Raw genomic sequence first — 17,192 nt, forward strand, 5'->3', positions numbered from 1 at the left:
AACCCTTCTGTTTCATTGATATGGCATCCTTGCCATACAATGAAACGGCGGCATCCATGCCGCCAGGTCATCTGATCAAATACTATTTAAACTTAGCTTTAATTAATTTAAGCAATCTCTTTTAAATTTAATTCTTCACGCATAAATTCACGCAACTTGAACTTCTGTGCCTTACCTGAAGCTGTCATCGGGAATTCATGGAAGAAACGCACATAACGCGGCACTTTATTGTGAGAAATATGCTCAGCACAATATTGGCGGATGGCCTCTTCGGTACATGGGTCATTTTCATGCAGGATAATGCAAGCACAAAGCTCTTCACCATATTTATGGTCTGGCACGCCAATCACCTGTACATCTGAAACCGCTGGATGGGTATAAAGGAAATCTTCAATTTCTTTCGGGAATAGATTTTCACCGCCACGAATGACCACATCCTTGATACGACCCTTGATTTTGACAAAGCCTTCATCATCCATTTCCGCAATATCACCAGTATGCATCCAGCGCGCAGCATCAATGACTTCCTGGGTCTTGTCCTGATCTTCCCAATAACCCAGCATCACGGAATAACCACGCACACACAGTTCACCCAATTGACCGCGCGGCACCACCTTGCCATTTTCATCGACAATTTTAACTTCCAGATGCGGATGGACACGGCCAACTGTACTCACACGACGTTCAACACTGTCTTCTGTTGAACTTTGGGCACTTACCGGTGCTGTTTCAGTCATGCCATAACAGATGGTAATTTCAGACATATGCATTCGCTCTATTACACGCTGCATAATTTCCTGTGGACATGGACTACCCGCCATAATGCCGGTACGCAGGCTAGACAGATCAAAATCGTCAAACTGTTCATGTTCTAGCACAGCAATAAACATGGTCGGTACACCATAAGCTGCCGTACATTTTTCTTGTTGAATGGCTTTTAAGGTTTCCAGCGGATTAAATACGGCAGATGGATAGATCATGGCTGAACCATGGGTAATACAAGCCAGATTACCCATTACCATGCCAAAGCAGTGGAATAATGGAACAGAAATACAGACACGGTCTTCTGGAGTTAAGTGAATCGCTTCACCCACAAAGTAACCATTATTTAAAATATTGTTATGGGTCAGCATCGTACCCTTAGGGTTACCTGTGGTGCCTGACGTAAACTGGATATTAATGGTTTCATCGAACTGCAAATCAGTGGAGATCTGTTGCAGCTGTTCCAGCTCTTGAGCACTTGGTATAGGCATTAAATCCTGAAAACGATGAATACCCGTATGCTGCTGCTCATCAATTTTAATGACATGCTTTAAATGTGGTAGACGCTCTGCATTCAGTAATTTATTTTCAGCCTGTTTTAATTCAGGCGCAATTTTGGTCAGAATTTCCTGATAGTCCGTTGTTTTAAACTGCGATGCAATAACCAGTCCCTTACAGGACACTTTATTCAAAACATATTCCAGCTCATTGCTTTTATAGGCTGGATTCAGGTTAACCAGAATAATGCCTGCCTTGAAAGCTGCGAATTGGGTAATAGTCCATTCCACACAGTTCGGCGACCAGATCGCCAGACGGTCACCTTTTTGCATACCCAATTTCAGCAGCTGACAGGCAAAGGCATTGACCTGATCCTGTAGCTGCCGATAACTCAGGCGTATGTTCTGATGCATGCTGACGACTGCATCGCGATCTGCATATTGCTCGCAAGCCTGATCAAATTTTTCACCAATCGTCATGCCCAATAAAGGCTGGCTGCTGGTTCCATAGGCATAGCTTAACCGTACTTGTGTCATTGAATCGATCTCCTTGATTCTTTGTAATTCTGATTTTCAACTTTACTAATTGTTTTATGACCACGACGACCTTGTCTATGTGCCTGTTTTTGTGTGTTTATGCTGCTGAATTCCCCTCCTGTCGATGTACTGCGTTAACACAAAAATCGGCAATCTGTTTGACAAAGTGATCCTTGTAGTTCTGATCAAACATCACATTACGGGACGGATTCAAAGGTTCAATCACGACAAAGGTCATGGCACCGACCACACCCAAAGCTGCCGTATTTAAATCTTCAAACTCGAACTCTCCATTCACCTTTCCTTCGGCCAGGATTTCCTTAATGCTTTGTTTAAGCAGCTGTTTACTGCGAAAACGCTCATGTTCCATTTCCGGATCAACCGGTTCAAACATAAGTGAATACGCCAACTGGGGGCTATTCATGGCACGTTTCACAAAAATTGTAACAGATTTTTGCAATTTCAGTTTTGGCGACAAATCCGACCCAGCAATGGAAACAAGAATTCCCACTTCATGCTGAATCGCTGCCGACAAAACCTCAATCAAAATCTGGCTTTTGTTTTCAAAATATCGATATACCAGCCCTGTAGAAACGCCTGCGCGTTCTGCAATCGCCTGAATCGACGCCTCTTTAAAGCCCCCTTGAGTAATCAGTTCACGAGCAGACTGTAAAATCGACAAACGATTTTGTTCCATTCGTTCCTGCATCAGTGATGATCTTTTATAACTCATAATCTTATTCTCAACCAGATAAAATGAATTGTAAATCATTTTGTGAATATAGGTTCACTTTTTTAATTTTTCGTTGTATGTTAAAAAAACAAGCACAACAAAAATGCTTTTGGACACAACAAATATAATCTCAGGATGGATGAAGAATGAATTTACAAAGCTTAGATTTCGGTTTAGATGAAACTCTTATTGCGCTTCGTGATTCAGTGGCCGCTTTTTGCGCCAAGGAAATTGCCCCAATTGCCCAGCAAGTTGACCGTGACAATGAATTCCCGGCTCACCTCTGGAAAAAATTTGGTGATATGGGCCTACTTGGTTTAACGGTCAGTGAGGAATATGGCGGTACCAATCTGGGGTATCTGGCCCATATTATTGCCATGCAAGAAATTTCCCGTGCTTCAGCATCCATTGGTTTGTCCTATGGCGCCCATTCTAACCTATGTGTAAACCAAATTAAGCGAAATGGTAATGAAGAACAAAAGCAGCGTTATCTGCCAAAACTGATTTCTGGTGAATATGTCGGTGCATTAGCAATGTCTGAGCCGAATGCCGGATCAGATGTGGTCAGCATGAAACTGAAAGCTGAAGACAAAGGCGATCATTATCTACTCAACGGTTCCAAGATGTGGATCACTAACGGCGGTGATGCCGATGTACTCGTCGTCTATGCCAAAACCGATTTACAAGCTGGCGCCAAAGGCATGACCGCCTTCCTGGTTGAGAAAAATATGCCAGGTTTTAGTCACGGCACCCACTTAGACAAACTGGGTATGCGCGGTTCCAATACTTATCCCCTGTTTTTTGACAATGTCGAAGTTCCGAAAGAAAACGTGCTTGGCGGTGTCGGCAATGGAACTAAAGTGCTGATGAGTGGTCTGGACTACGAACGTGCGGTTCTGAGTGCTGGCCCACTGGGCATTATGGATGCCTGCATGGATACCGTGATTCCTTATATTCATGACCGTAAACAGTTTGGTCAGGCACTGGGTGAATTCCAGTTGATGCAAGGCAAAATTGCTGACATGTACTCTACCTGGCTGGCGAGTAAGGCACTGGTGTATGCCGTTGGTGCTGAATGTGACAAGGCCGATCATAGCCGTAGCCTGCGTAAAGACGCTGCCAGTGCCATTTTATATGCCGCTGAAAAAGCGACCTGGATGGCGGGTGAAACTATTCAGACTCTAGGTGGTAACGGTTATATCAATGAATTTGCTGCAGGCCGTTTATGGCGCGATGCCAAACTCTATGAAATTGGTGCCGGAACTTCTGAAATCCGCCGCATGCTCATTGGCCGTGAGCTCTTCAACGAAACAGCCTAAACATTAACACTTAGAATAAAACAAGGATGTTCGTCATGAATCAGTTACAGAGCAAAATCAATATACGTAGTGAAGAATTTAAGACCAACCAGGCTGCCATGCTGCAACTGGTCGATGATCTGAAACAAAAAGTAGAAAAAATTGCCTTGGGTGGCGGAGAAACTGCCCGCCAGAAACATCTGGATCGCGGCAAATTACTGCCGCGTGAACGGATTAATCATTTAATTGATCCAGGCACGGCTTTTCTGGAAATCGGTCAACTGGCTGCCTATCAGGTTTATCAGGATGATGTTCCTGCAGCAGGCGTGGTCGCAGGTGTGGGGCAGGTCAATGGTGTGACCTGCATGATCGTGGCCAATGATGCCACAGTCAAAGGCGGTACTTATTATCCCCTTACGGTAAAAAAGCATTTACGTGCCCAGGAAATTGCCGAGCAGAATCATTTGCCATGTATTTATCTGGTGGATTCTGGTGGTGCTTATCTGCCTTTACAGGATGAAGTCTTCCCGGATCGTGATCACTTCGGTCGTATCTTTTACAATCAGGCACGTATGTCGAGTCTGGGTATTGCCCAGATTGCAGTGGTAATGGGTAGCTGTACGGCAGGTGGTGCTTATGTGCCAGCGATGTCAGATGAAACCATTATTGTGCGTAATCAAGGCACGATTTTCCTCGGCGGCCCTCCTCTGGTGAAAGCGGCAACCGGTGAAGTGGTTTCTAGTGAAGACTTAGGTGGTGGTGATGTACATACCCGTTTATCTGGGGTTGCCGATCATCTGGCAGAAAATGATGAACACGCAATTGCCATTGCCCGCAACATTGTGGCGAACCTGAACAAAAAGCCAAATAAAACTGCAGATGAAATCGAAGCACCGCGTTTTGACAGTTCAGAGCTGTACGGCATTGTGCCAAGCGATGCACGTAAACCGTTTGATATCCGTGAAGTGATTGCGCGTATTGTCGACGGTTCACGCTTTGACGAATTCAAGGCACGCTTTGGGACTACCCTGGTCACTGGCTTTGCCAAGCTCTATGGAATGCCAGTTGGAATTATTGCCAACAATGGAATTTTATTCTCTGAGTCTGCACAAAAAGGCGCGCATTTTATTGAACTATGTACCCAGCGCAATATTCCGCTGATCTTCCTGCAAAACATCACCGGCTTTATGGTGGGTCGTCAGTATGAAAATGAAGGTATTGCTAAAAATGGTGCCAAGCTGGTGATGGCCGTCGCGACAGCCAATGTGCCTAAACTGACTCTGGTGATTGGCGGTTCTTTTGGTGCCGGTAACTATGGTATGTGTGGCCGTGCTTACTCGCCACGCTTTATGTGGACCTGGCCAAACTCACGTATTTCGGTGATGGGCGGTGAACAGGCCTCTAGCGTATTGTCGACTTTGAAACGCGATCAGATTGAGCAAAAAGGTGGAACCTGGTCAGCTGAAGAAGAAGACCAGTTTAAACAGCCAATTCGTGACCAATATGAACGCCAAGGCCATCCTTATTATGCTTCTGCGCGTTTATGGGATGACGGTGTCATTGATCCAGCGCAATCGCGTGAAGTCCTGGCCCTAAGTCTGGCTGCAGCGATGAATGCACCAATCCAGCCAACCAAATTCGGCGTGTTCCGCATGTAAGAGGTGACAAAAATGGACTATCAATTTTTACAGCTCGAACAGCAGAATCAGGTAGCAACGGTCTGGATTAACCGGGCTGAACTGCATAATGCGTTTAATACCCAGGTCATTGAAGAGCTACATGCCTGTTTCCAGTCTTTAAATCAGCGTGATGACGTACGCGTGGTGATTCTGGCAGGCCGAGGCAAAAGCTTCTCTGCGGGTGCAGATCTGAACTGGATGAAACAGGCCGGTCAGGCCTCACAGGCAGACAATGAAGCCGATGCTCTCAAACTGGCAAAAATGTTGCAAAGTCTGGCGACATTAAAACAACCGACGATTGCCCGTGTCCATGGAATTGCTTTTGGCGGCGGTATGGGACTGGCATCCGCTTGTGATATCTGTATCGCCAGCACTGATGCCAAGTTTGCAACGTCTGAAGTACGTTTAGGATTAGCCCCTTCGACCATTAGTCCGTATGTGATTCGTGCGATTGGCGCCCGTCAGGCGTCACGTTATTTCCTGACTGCTGAGCGAATCTCAGCTGAACAGGCGAAAACCATTGGTCTGGCACATGAAGTGACTGCACCAGAACAGCTCGACAGCAAAATTGATGAGATTGTGGAAGCGCTCTTACTCGGTGGACCAGCAGCGCAAAACGCTTCAAAACAGCTGATTCAACTGGTTGATCAGCAAGTTCTGACTGAAGATCTGCTGCTTAAAACCGCACAGCATATTGCCCATGTTCGCCAGGGAGATGAGGCGAAAAATGGACTGAATGCATTTTTAAACAAACAAAGCCCGGCCTGGATCAAGACCACGGCATAACAACAAGAAGGATCGTAGGATGTTTGAAAAGATTTTAATTGCCAACCGTGGTGAAATTGCCTGTCGTGTAATTCGTACAGCGAAAAAGTTAGGCATCGCTACTGTTGCCGTATATTCCGATGCCGATGCACAGGCACAGCATGTCAAACTGGCAGATGAAGCCATCCATATTGGTGAATCGCCTGCTGCACAAAGTTATTTACAGATTGAACGTATTATTCAGGCAGCTAAAACTACCGGTGCTCAGGCCATTCATCCAGGTTATGGTTTCCTGTCTGAAAATGACCAGTTTGCCCTGGCCTGTCAGGACAACAATATTGTCTTTATTGGTCCGCCAGTGGATGCAATCTTAGCAATGGGTCTGAAAGCGACCTCTAAAGCACTGATGGAAAAAGCCGGTGTACCGTTAACTCCAGGCTATCATGGTACCAATCAGGATGCGGATTTCCTGAAACAGCAGGTAGACAGTATTGGCTATCCGGTACTGATCAAGGCTAGTGCTGGTGGTGGCGGTAAAGGCATGCGTCTGGTCGAGCGTAGTGAAGATTTCCTCAGTTCACTCGCTTCATGTAAAAGCGAAGCACGTTCCAGCTTCGGCAATGAAGATGTGCTGATTGAACGCTATGTCGTGCAGCCACGTCATATTGAAGTTCAGGTCTTTGGTGATACACATGGCAATTATGTGCATCTGTTTGAACGTGATTGCTCCGTGCAGCGTCGTCACCAGAAAGTTCTGGAAGAAGCACCAGCACCTAAAATGCCAGAAGACAAACTTGAAGCGATGCGCCAAGCCGCGATTGATGCTGCACGTGCCGTGAATTATGTTGGTGCGGGTACAGTCGAGTTCATCGTTGAACAAGATGGTACTGCCTACTTCATGGAAATGAATACCCGTCTACAGGTTGAGCATCCAGTCACTGAAATGATCACCGGTCAGGATCTGGTGGAATGGCAGCTACGTGTCGCGTTCGGTGAGCCTTTACCGAAACAGCAACATGAATTACAGATACACGGTCATGCGCTCGAAGCACGTGTCTATGCTGAAGAACCAGAAAAAGGTTTTATTCCTGCCATCGGTCAGATCAGCTATTTGCACTATCCAGAACAAAATGACAGCGTGCGTGTGGATAGTGGCATTGTCGAAGGTGATGAAATCAGCACCTATTATGATCCGATGATTGCCAAACTGATTGTTTGGGGCAAAAACCGTGAAGCGGCTTTAACCCAGATGCATCACGCCTTGGGTCAGTTCCATGTCGATGGACTCGGGAATAACATCGCTTTTCTTGATCGCTTAGTATTATGTGACTCATTTAAAAATGCCCATCTCGATACTGGCCTGATTCAACGCGAAGAAGAGTTCCTACTCAAACCATCTGCTGATATCAGCGCAGAATTAGTGGTCAGTGCCGCCTTGGTTGAACTGTTATCTCGTCTGGCTCAAAACCCGACGAGCAATAATCCTGTCTGGCAGCAAAAAGCATTTTGGCGTCTGAATCAGCAAAATAGCTACACAATCAAATTACAATGTAATGACGTTTTACGTGTGGTGAGCTTTAAAGCGCTAGAAAATAGCTTCCTGGCAAACCATGAAGGCCAGACACTCAATATCCAAGGTGAACTGCTCGATCAACACCTACTCCAGTTAAATCTTGCAGGTCAACAGCAGAAACTGGCATTTAGTCAGACTGAACATGGCATTACCCTGTTCCAGAATGGGCAAAGTTACAAGTTTACTTATCTGAAGTCTGATTTTAATGGCCAGGATGAACAAGGCACTGAAAACAATCTGACTGCACCAATGCCAGGTGTGATTACTCAGGTTCTGGTTGCGGCAAATGACAAAGTGAAAAAAGACGATGTACTGCTGACTTTGGAAGCAATGAAGATCGAATATACCATTCGCGCTCCGCATGATGGCATTATCGCAAACTCATACTTTCAAAAAGGTGACCAGGTTAAAGCTGGCGATGAACTGGTAGAGTTCCAGCCTCTAGCGGAGGAAGTTGCATGACAGATTTCGTTAAAATCGTAGAAGTCGGGCCACGCGATGGTCTGCAAAACGAAAAAACACCTTTAACACTAGATGACCGCAAAAACCTGATTCTGGATTTGATGAAAACAGGTTTACAGGCAATTGAAGTCGGTTCCTGTGTTTCAGCCAAATGGGTCCCACAGATGGCAGATAGCGATGTGCTATTTGCCAGCTTGCCTAAAGATCCGAATATCCAGTTCAGTTTACTGACGCCAAATATGAAAGGTTTTGAATCAGCGCTGGCTGTGGGTTGTAAAGAAGTTGCGGTATTTACCGCAGCTTCTGAAAGCTTTACTCGTAAGAACATCAACTGCTCTATTGATGAAAGCTTTAAAAAGTTTGCAGATGTGATGGCAGCTGCCAAAGCTAATGATGTCAAGGTTCGTGGCTATGTCTCTTGTATGGTGGACTGCCCTTATGAAGGTGCAATTGATCCGAAGCAGGTCGTAAAAGTTACGCAGCGCTTACTAGATATGGGCTGCTATGAAGTATCACTGGGTGAAACCATTGGTACGGCAACTCCAGATCGCGTGAAGAACGTCTGGGATGCGTGTCTTTCAGAAATTGATAGTAAAGCGCTGGCTGGCCATTTTCATAATACCTATGGCATGGCCATCGCTAATATTTACCAGTCACTATTACAAGGTATTCGGGTATTTGACTCCTCTATTGCCGGCCTCGGTGGCTGTCCTTATGCCAAAGGTGCTTCCGGCAATGTTTCAACTGAAGACCTGTATTACCTGCTCTCCAAGATGGGCTTTGAAACCGGTATTCAACTGGATACTCTGATGCAGACCAGCCGTAATATCAGTGAGGTTCTACAACGCAATAATCCCTCCAATTATGCCAATGCCTATTGGCAAAAAGCCTGTGCTTAAAAACTTGAAATAGCCGGACACTCTATAAGTCCTCATGGATAGAAATCAGCAGATCTTTAAATAAAAGAGATCTGCAAGAGAAGAATAAATCGAGGTAAAAATGTCAAATAAAGTGTATGACAGTGCAAAAGCCGCTTTAGACGGCGTGGTCCAGGATGGACATACTCTTGCAGTTGGCGGTTTTGGACTCTGTGGTATTCCAGAAGCCCTTATTGCAGCTTTAAAAGAAACCGGTGCCAAAAATCTGACCTGTATTTCCAATAATGCCGGTGTCGATGGCTTTGGCTTGGGACTATTGCTGGAAACAAAACAGATTAAAAAAATGATCTCTTCCTACGTGGGCGAGAACAAAGAATTTGAACGCCAATACTTAAGCGGGGAACTCGAAGTTGAACTGACTCCACAAGGCACGTTAGCGGAAAAATTACGTGCCGGTGGTGCAGGTATTCCCGCTTTCTATACCGCGACTGGTGTCGGTACCGTTATTGCTGAAGGTAAAGATGTCCGCGAATTCAATGGCAAGTCTTATATTCTGGAAGAATCCTTGACTGCTGATGTGGCTTTGGTTAAAGCTTATAAGGCCGATAAAGCCGGTAACCTGATTTTCCGTAAAACTGCCCAAAACTTCAATCCGGTCTGTGCGATGGCTGGTAAAGTGACCATTGCTGAAGTCGAAGAAATTGTCGAGATCGGTGCCCTTGATCCAGATGAAATTCATCTTCCAGGCATTTATGTGAACCGGATTGTACTGAATACCCAACCGGAAAAACGGATTGAACAGATGACTTTAAAGGCGGAGGCTTGATCATGGCTTGGACACGTAATGAAATGGCGCAGCGCGCCGCACAGGAACTTGAAGACGGTTTCTATGTGAATCTGGGTATTGGTCTGCCAACCTTAGTCGCGAATTATATTCCAGAGAATATTAATGTCTGGTTACAGTCTGAGAATGGCCTGTTGGGTATTGGAGAATTTCCAACGGCAGATACTGTAGATGCCGACCTGATCAATGCTGGCAAACAGACGGTAACTGCCCGCAAAGGTGCTTCTTTCTTTTCCAGTGCCAACTCCTTTGCCATGATTCGTGGTGGTCATGTCAATATCGCCATTCTGGGTGCTATGGAAGTCTCAGAAAATGGTGATCTAGCCAACTGGATGATTCCGGGCAAGAAAGTCAAAGGCATGGGTGGTGCCATGGATCTGGTCGCAGGTGTGCAAAAAGTTGTGGTGCTGATGGAACACTGCGCCAAAGATGGTACGCCTAAAATTGTCTCACAATGTAGTCTTCCGCTTACTGGCCAGGCCGTAGTCAATCGGATTATTACTGACTTAGGTGTATTGGATGTCACACCTGAAGGTATTCAACTTGTAGAACTGGCACCCGATGTCAGTTTTGATGAAATTCAGAAAGTCACCGGCGTACCTTTACTCCGTAAAGCAGCCTGATTTTTCCCAGCCCTTAAAATAAAATTTTAAGGGTTTCTTTTTGGCTGAAGAAAGCCACTTCTTAATAACAAATGCAGAATAAAGGGATTTTAATCATGCAAACTCAACAAAATATCTTGCAGCGCTTTGCCATGCGCGTCAGCGACTGGTCTGAAAAATGGTTTCCGGACTCTTATATCTTTGCCCTACTCGGTGTCATCATCGTTGCGATTGCCGCGATTGGCATTGGTGCACCGGCACAAGACGTCGCGATTTCATTTGGTGATGGATTCTGGAGCCTGATTCCCTTTACCTTACAGATGTGTATGCTGATCGTGGTCGGTTATGTAGTTTCGGTTTCCAAACCGATGCAATTATTGATTCAGAAAATGGCGCGCATTCCTCATTCTGGACGTGGAGCTATCGTTCTCGTCGCCACAGTTAGCCTACTGATTTCCCTGATTAACTGGGCGATGAGTACAGTGCTAACTGCACTTTTGGTGATTGCCTTGGCACAGCGTAAAGAGCTAAATATGGATTACCGTGCAGCTGCCGCAGCAGCGATTATTGGGATGGGTGCAACCTGGGCGCTCGGTATCAGCTCTTCTGCCGCACAATTACAGGCCAACAAATCCAGCCTGCCAGAACCTCTGTATAATCTGACTGGCGTGATTCCATTTACTGAAACGATTTTCCTGCCGCAATCCATGATTATGACAGCAGTCTTGATCATCGCCTCGATTGCCATTGCCTACTGGTCTGCGCCCAAAGGCAATCATATTAAAACCATTGATCATTTCCCGATCCAGATTGAAGAAGAAAAGACTGAAACCGTGATCCATAAACGGCCAGGTGACTGGCTTGAAAACTCGCCAATCTTAAGTATTCTGATTGTGGTTCTGGGTCTGGTCTGGATGTTTAACGAGTTTTCCAAGAGCAATCCGATTCTGGCAATCTCCAGCTTAAACACTTATAACTTTATCTTTCTGATTTTAGGTGTAGCTTTACATGGTACACCACGTAATTTTCTCAATGCCGTATCCAAAGCTGTGCCGGCCATTTCAGGGGTGCTGATCCAGTTTCCGCTTTATGGCAGTATTGCCTTTATGATGACCAATGCCCTGAATTCTGCTGATCTTTCCCTGTCACATTATATCGCCGAATTCTTCGTGTCGATTGCGTCGCAGGAAACCTTTGCCATCGTTATGGGAATTTATTCTGCGATTCTAGGCTTCTTCATTCCTTCTGGTGGAGGAAAATGGATTATTGAAGCGCCTTATGTGATGCAGGCCGCACATGACCTGAAAGTACATCTGGGCTGGTCTGTCCAGATCTATAATGCAGCCGAAGCCTTACCCAATCTGATCAATCCTTTCTTTATGCTCCCCATGCTGGGAATCTTGAAATTAAAGGCTAAAGATGTAATTGGCTTTACAGTGACACAACTGGTCTTTCATCTTCCGTTGGTACTGTTCTTACTCTGGTTCCTGGGAAGAACTTTGACTTATACCCCACCTGTCTTCTCTTAATTCATAATAAATAAAAAAGGACGAATCATTCGTCCTTTTTTATGATGAAAGAATTATTTAGCTGGCTTTCTTTTCAACTACGCCTTCATTATCTACAGTATGGACACGATCATCTTCGGTACTCATAACTTCAAAAGTTACACGACGGTTTTGATACTGACCGTTCGAAGTCGCATTCGATTGAGCAGGCTGATTCGCCGCCATACCTACTGGTTGTAACTGCGCCGGGTTCACCCCTTTCTGCACCAGATAATTCACAATGGCTTGAGCACGTTTTAAAGATAGCTCCTGATTTTGAGTGCTGCTGCCTTCCGTATCAGTATGGCCCATCACGATTAGACGTACATCTTTGGCATATTGTAATAAAGCTGCGGTCTGATCCAGCAAGCTTTTATTCACTTCAGGAATTTCGGTGGAACCTGTCGCGAAATGAATAATTTGCAGGTTTAAGGCAGTTGCAACATCTAACGCCTCAATATTTTCCATCTGAAGTTCGTCTAAAGCTTTTTTAGCCTCGGTATTGGCTGTATTGATCGCCTCATCCATATCAACTGGTTTTTGGGTCACAACTTCTACATTTTTAGCCAGACCACGAATCTGACCCGCCAGACGCTGTGCATCTGCACTGTTCGCTGCCTGTACAGACACCTGATTACCTGCCCAAGTCAAAGTCACATTTGACATGCCTTGCAGTAATTTCAATACGGATGGAATTGTATCCTGATCAATAAATTCTGAGTGGTAATTTTCATTGGCTACTGCGCCACAGCCAATACTGTAATTAAAGATCTGTTTAATTTCATTTTGCAGAATTTGCATATATTTCGGATCATTCATCTGTACCTGACAGTTGACAATTTCACCTTGGCTACCGGTGCTGATTTTTAAAATTGCAGGGTTCGTTGCAGCAGCTTCGCTTACCGCCTGAGCATTTCGTAATTCATCCGGATCATCATCACGCAGGCATCCACGGAAGAAGAATAAGATAATTGCAGCAATAATCACGAGGAGAATAAATGGCCAGAACACTACTGCTTTTTTCTCTTCAGTCAGTTCCGGCTCTGCCTCCGGTTCGGAAGCCCGACCCGGTGCGCGGTTCAGGTTTTGTCCCGCCAGCGGAGATACACCTAAAGATGCCAGTATAGGACCGGCCCATACTGGTAATGCCCGTTGAATCGAGTCTGCATGGGTATCTAACAAATGGCCTACCGCTTCAGCAGTGGGTGCACCCGCTTCTGCCTGCAAGAAGTTCATGGTTGGAACAATTGCCCGGTTCAGGGTCTGTTCAATTTCATCTTGAGGTGCAGTTGAATCTAACTGAGCCAGGAATTGTTGTTTTAGGGTCGGATTATTATTAAATAATTCATCAATCTTGGGATTAAGTTGCTGCCCCAGACTTTCAATCCAGGCCGGTCTTGCACGAAGAATACTTAACAATACAGGATAGAATTGGGCTAAGGACTGATCCTTGGCAAATAGATGTTCTGTTTCACCTTGCAGCACAATGGCGGTCACATCACTCTTTAAACGTTCAATTAAATCTGTATTCATCAAGATCACCATTATTCTGATTTATAATGTTTAATATTTAATCAGTGTAGCGACCCACCCTCTTTGGAATGTTAATAATTGTACTGATATCATAAAGTTTCACTGTTTATGTATGGCTAACTTTTCTAGTATTTTGATTAAGATATAAAAAAGTCAGCCGAAGCTGACTTTTTGTAAACGCGAAATGTAAGTGTTATGCAGCAATAAAAGTTTGCAGCACTTTACCTTTCACTTTTTGATTGAGCAGTGGTGTATTTTTACCTTGAGAAACGATCGTTTCTTTGCTCAACGTCCATTCCTGTTCTGGATCAACCAGCACACAGCCAGCTTCTGCCTTCCAGCGATTAAACATGTTAGCGACTTTCGCGGGAGCAACTGTGACTTTCTCCACCCATTCTAACGGCGTAAAGAAACCTTCATTCACCAGTTGGATACCGAACGGTACGTAGGTATCAAAAGCGGTAAAACCAGGCTGTGTCTCTGCGAACGGTGCCATTTTGGCAGAGCTGCTCAGGGGTTCATGATGGGTACAGATCGCATCAATCACACCAGATTTCACGCCTTGACGCAGTAATTCTTTATCTTGTTCAGAACGTAATGGCGGACGCACATGTGCAAGAGAGTTAAAGCCATCAATCAGATGGTCAGTCAGATGTAATTGATGCATTGCGACATCACAAGTGACTGGCAAGCCTTTTTCTTTGGCAATACGGATCAGTTCTACTGATGCACCACAAGATAACAAACCGAAATGAGCGCGTACTTTAGTCGCTTCAATCATGAGCAGGTATTTGGCAATGGCCACAGTTTCAGCTAATGCCGGAATCATTGGCAAACCTTGGCGTGAAGCAATAAAGCCTTCATGCACACAGCCATCTTTGGCAATTTGCGGCTCTTCTGCATAGAACACTACAGTCAGGTTTAAGCCCGCTGCGTATTCAAGTGTACGCAATACCACATCATCATTGGCAAACGGAGCACTGGCATTAGAAACCGCAGTACAACCGCCCTTTTTCAAACCTGCCATATTGGCCGGTTGCTGACCTTGCAGACCTTGAGTTTGCGCACCGATCACCTGTAAATAAATACCACCATCCAGCATGGCTTTTTCAACCAGACCATGAATCAGCGCACCATTATCCTGCACAATCGGTTTGGAATCTGGCGGGGTAAATACATGCAGAATACCGTTTTCACGTGCAGCCTTACCTTCAGACTTTAAAGTTCCGTGTTGCTGCTGACCCGGTTCACGTAAACGTGCGCATAGATCCACCATGGTTGGCATCAGCCATTTGCCCTGTCCATCAATGGTTTCAGATACGTTAGCAGTCTCTGCAACACGTTTACCATTTTCCAGATAAACCGTTTCGACTGAATCAGTGTTTTGGATTGGGTCAAGAACACGGACATTTTCAATTTTTACAATAGACATGACTTATTCCTTATACCGCAATCGCTTCAATCAAACCCTGTTCCTGTAACTGACCCTGCATCGCAAGAGCCAGTACCGCCATACGTACTGCAATCCCGTTAGTAACCTGTTTCAGAATCACGGATTGCGGACCGTCTGCAATACTGGAATCAATTTCCACACCACGGTTCATTGGTCCTGGATGCATCACGATACAATCCGGCTTGGCCATGGCGAGACGTTCTTTATTCAGGCCATACATTTTGTAGAATTCAGCCTGAGAAGACAGCGCTGGCGAATCAATACGCTCGTTTTGAATACGTAAGGTAATGATTACATCACAGTCTTTGATGCCATCTTCCATTTTATTAAACAGGCGTACATCTTCACTGTAGTCATCAAAACCGTATGGCAACAACGTATTCGGTGCAATCACGCGAATATCTTTACAGCCTAAGGTTTGCAGTGCCGCCACATCTGAACGTGCTACACGCGAATGCTTGATATCGCCAATAATCGCAATCGACATATCTTCGAATTTTTTATTGGTCTCGCGGCGAATGGTCAGCATATCCAGCATCGCTTGAGTTGGATGGGCATGACGGCCATCGCCTGCATTAATAATGGCGACATTTGGACAGACATCTTTGGCAATAAAGTGTGCTGCACCTGAAGATGAATGACGTACCACGAAAATATCTGCCGCCATAGCTTCAAGATTCCACAAGGTATCACGTAAAGTTTCACCTTTAGAGGTACTTGAACGGGCAATATCGATATTTAGCACGTTGGCAGACAGACGTTTGGCCGCTGCCTCAAAAGTAGTACGCGTTCGGGTAGAATTTTCAAAAAATAAGTTCATCACCGTTTTGCCTTCGAGCAAATTATTGGTGATCAGCTGATTTTGGTCATTAAAAAAGGACAACGCAGTGTCCAGTATTTTTGTAAGAGTTTCTTTAGAAAGACCTTCGATGGTCAGGAAATGTTTAAGATTACCTGCTTTGTTGAGTTGAATCTGGCTCGGTGTATGCAATGCCGCCAAGTGCATGAGAGATTCCTTATACGTTAAGTCAACGTATTATACAGAGATTAGCGAATCTTTATAGTTGATAAAGAGCTCAGTTGTACAAAAACCATCTCAGTAATAAGAATGGAAATTTAAATTCCCATGCATTTTTTCAATAAGATAATTTAACCTGTTTATCTATATGCTTGTTTTTTCATTTAAACATGAGTGCTTCAGTCTGGAGCATCCACACCCAATCCCCCCCAATTAGCGCAATGCGCCAATATAATGATGTGAAACCTGTGCGCGATAGATATCTTCTTCGCTTGGTTCCACAGAAATCAGTTCCTTTTCCGCCTGTTCTTCAGCCTGCAGTTCTGAAAATGACGATAAATCCAGAGTGGTTTTTAAGCGGTTGACCAGATGCAATAATTCAGGATCTTCAGTCTGCTCTGCCAGCTCAATCACATGCTTTGCATAGTAGATATTTTCTGCAAGATACATGGCATCAATTACTCGTCCAGTTACTCGTCTTAAACGTGCGTAGATCAAGGTAGCGATTGAAAATACCTCATTCCTGCGTAATTGAAGATCCAACATCTAAGCCCCTCCGAAATAATAATTAAGAATAAAGATGAAGCTGTAATGATTCCCCTCAGCATTACAGCTTCATTGATATTAGATAGAGCAATAAACGTACCAAAATTACTAAATAAGTTATGTGAGTTATAAATTGAGATGAATGAAAATTGATCTACCTCGAGCAATAGTAGGTCAGTGTCTTTTTTGTTTTAGATTCACTCCTCGTCTAGCTAATCAATTCTTAGGGCGTGTCCTCATTTGAAGAATTGGTTTTAAATACTTAAAATCCTCCTTTAAGCTCTTTTCATTTCTATATTTTTTCAATGGCACGTACTCTTCTTACCGATGATATTTGGCAGAAAATTCAAGATACTATGCGATTACACGGTTGTTACTGTTCAAAAAATAGTAGAAATATCATGGAAGCCATCTTATGGAAACTACGTACGGGTGCGACATGGCGTGATATTCCTCAAGAACTTT

Annotated in this window: 15 protein-coding genes; 9 read left to right on the forward strand and 6 right to left on the reverse strand. The window is 44.6% G+C overall.

From position 1 onward, the window contains the following. Nucleotides 1-107: 107 nt before the first annotated feature. The gene (locus tag B3143_RS12540; RefSeq protein WP_034169998.1) at nt 108-1,796 is read right to left on the reverse strand and encodes an AMP-binding protein; all 1,689 of its coding nucleotides are present in this window, start codon (nt 1,794-1,796) and stop codon (nt 108-110) included. A gap of 97 nt (nt 1,797-1,893) precedes the next feature. Next, nucleotides 1,894-2,529 (reverse strand): TetR/AcrR family transcriptional regulator, encoded by a 636-nt coding sequence (locus B3143_RS12545; protein WP_214001382.1) that lies wholly within the window; start codon nt 2,527-2,529, stop codon nt 1,894-1,896. 146 nt (nt 2,530-2,675) lie between these two features. On the opposite strand from B3143_RS12545, the gene B3143_RS12550 reads away from it, so the two are divergent. The 8 genes from B3143_RS12550 to B3143_RS12585 all read left to right on the forward strand — a co-directional run bounded on the left by B3143_RS12550 (nt 2,676) and on the right by B3143_RS12585 (nt 12,159). Further along, nucleotides 2,676-3,848, forward strand: coding sequence for an isovaleryl-CoA dehydrogenase (locus tag B3143_RS12550; protein ID WP_214001383.1), 1,173 nt, complete (start codon nt 2,676-2,678; stop codon nt 3,846-3,848). A gap of 35 nt (nt 3,849-3,883) precedes the next feature. Then, on the forward strand, nt 3,884-5,485 hold the full coding sequence (locus tag B3143_RS12555) for a carboxyl transferase domain-containing protein (RefSeq protein WP_004782485.1): 1,602 nt from the start codon (nt 3,884-3,886) through the stop codon (nt 5,483-5,485). Nucleotides 5,486-5,497: 12 nt separating this feature from the next. Then, nucleotides 5,498-6,292, forward strand: a complete 795-nt coding sequence (locus tag B3143_RS12560) for an enoyl-CoA hydratase/isomerase family protein (RefSeq protein ID WP_180139268.1) — start codon at nt 5,498-5,500, stop codon at nt 6,290-6,292. A 19-nt stretch (nt 6,293-6,311) separates the two neighbouring features. Beyond that, nucleotides 6,312-8,306, forward strand: coding sequence for an acetyl/propionyl/methylcrotonyl-CoA carboxylase subunit alpha (locus B3143_RS12565; protein ID WP_214001384.1), 1,995 nt, complete (start codon nt 6,312-6,314; stop codon nt 8,304-8,306). Beyond that, nucleotides 8,303-9,205, forward strand: coding sequence for a hydroxymethylglutaryl-CoA lyase (locus B3143_RS12570; RefSeq protein ID WP_214001385.1), 903 nt, complete (start codon nt 8,303-8,305; stop codon nt 9,203-9,205). Before B3143_RS12565 ends, B3143_RS12570 begins: the two co-directional genes overlap by 4 nt. A 100-nt stretch (nt 9,206-9,305) precedes the next feature. After that, on the forward strand, nt 9,306-10,010 hold the full coding sequence (locus B3143_RS12575) for a CoA transferase subunit A (protein WP_180013207.1): 705 nt from the start codon (nt 9,306-9,308) through the stop codon (nt 10,008-10,010). A gap of 2 nt (nt 10,011-10,012) precedes the next feature. Further along, entirely contained in the window at nt 10,013-10,651 is a 639-nt protein-coding gene (locus B3143_RS12580; RefSeq protein ID WP_214001386.1) for a CoA transferase subunit B, read from the forward strand. 95 nt (nt 10,652-10,746) lie between these two features. Next, complete coding sequence (locus B3143_RS12585; RefSeq protein ID WP_104426287.1) at nt 10,747-12,159, forward strand: short-chain fatty acid transporter; 1,413 nt, start codon at nt 10,747-10,749, stop codon at nt 12,157-12,159. Between the two features lie 57 nt (nt 12,160-12,216). Here the strand turns inward: B3143_RS12585 and B3143_RS12590 are convergent, their stop codons facing one another. From B3143_RS12590 to B3143_RS12605, 4 genes are all read right to left on the reverse strand, one after another. Then, nucleotides 12,217-13,710, reverse strand: a complete 1,494-nt coding sequence (locus tag B3143_RS12590) for an OmpA family protein (RefSeq protein ID WP_214001387.1) — start codon at nt 13,708-13,710, stop codon at nt 12,217-12,219. Between the two features lie 193 nt (nt 13,711-13,903). Continuing rightward, nucleotides 13,904-15,142, reverse strand: a complete 1,239-nt coding sequence (locus tag B3143_RS12595; RefSeq protein WP_286740792.1) for a dihydroorotase — start codon at nt 15,140-15,142, stop codon at nt 13,904-13,906. A gap of 10 nt (nt 15,143-15,152) precedes the next feature. Further along, nucleotides 15,153-16,169: an aspartate carbamoyltransferase catalytic subunit gene (locus B3143_RS12600; RefSeq protein WP_005235044.1), complete on the reverse strand. Its 1,017-nt coding sequence runs from the start codon at nt 16,167-16,169 to the stop codon at nt 15,153-15,155. Between the two features lie 225 nt (nt 16,170-16,394). Beyond that, complete coding sequence (locus B3143_RS12605; protein ID WP_286740794.1) at nt 16,395-16,727, reverse strand: hypothetical protein; 333 nt, start codon at nt 16,725-16,727, stop codon at nt 16,395-16,397. Nucleotides 16,728-17,032: 305 nt separating this feature from the next. Here B3143_RS12605 and B3143_RS12610 point away from each other — a divergent pair. Continuing rightward, nucleotides 17,033-17,192 (forward strand): transposase (locus B3143_RS12610; protein ID WP_286740796.1); only part of this gene is annotated, 160 nt, incomplete at its 3' end.

The sequence above is a fragment of the Acinetobacter sp. UBA1496 genome (assembly GCF_002324975.1).
In the GTDB taxonomy this organism is placed as follows: Bacteria; Pseudomonadota; Gammaproteobacteria; order Pseudomonadales; family Moraxellaceae; genus Acinetobacter; species Acinetobacter variabilis.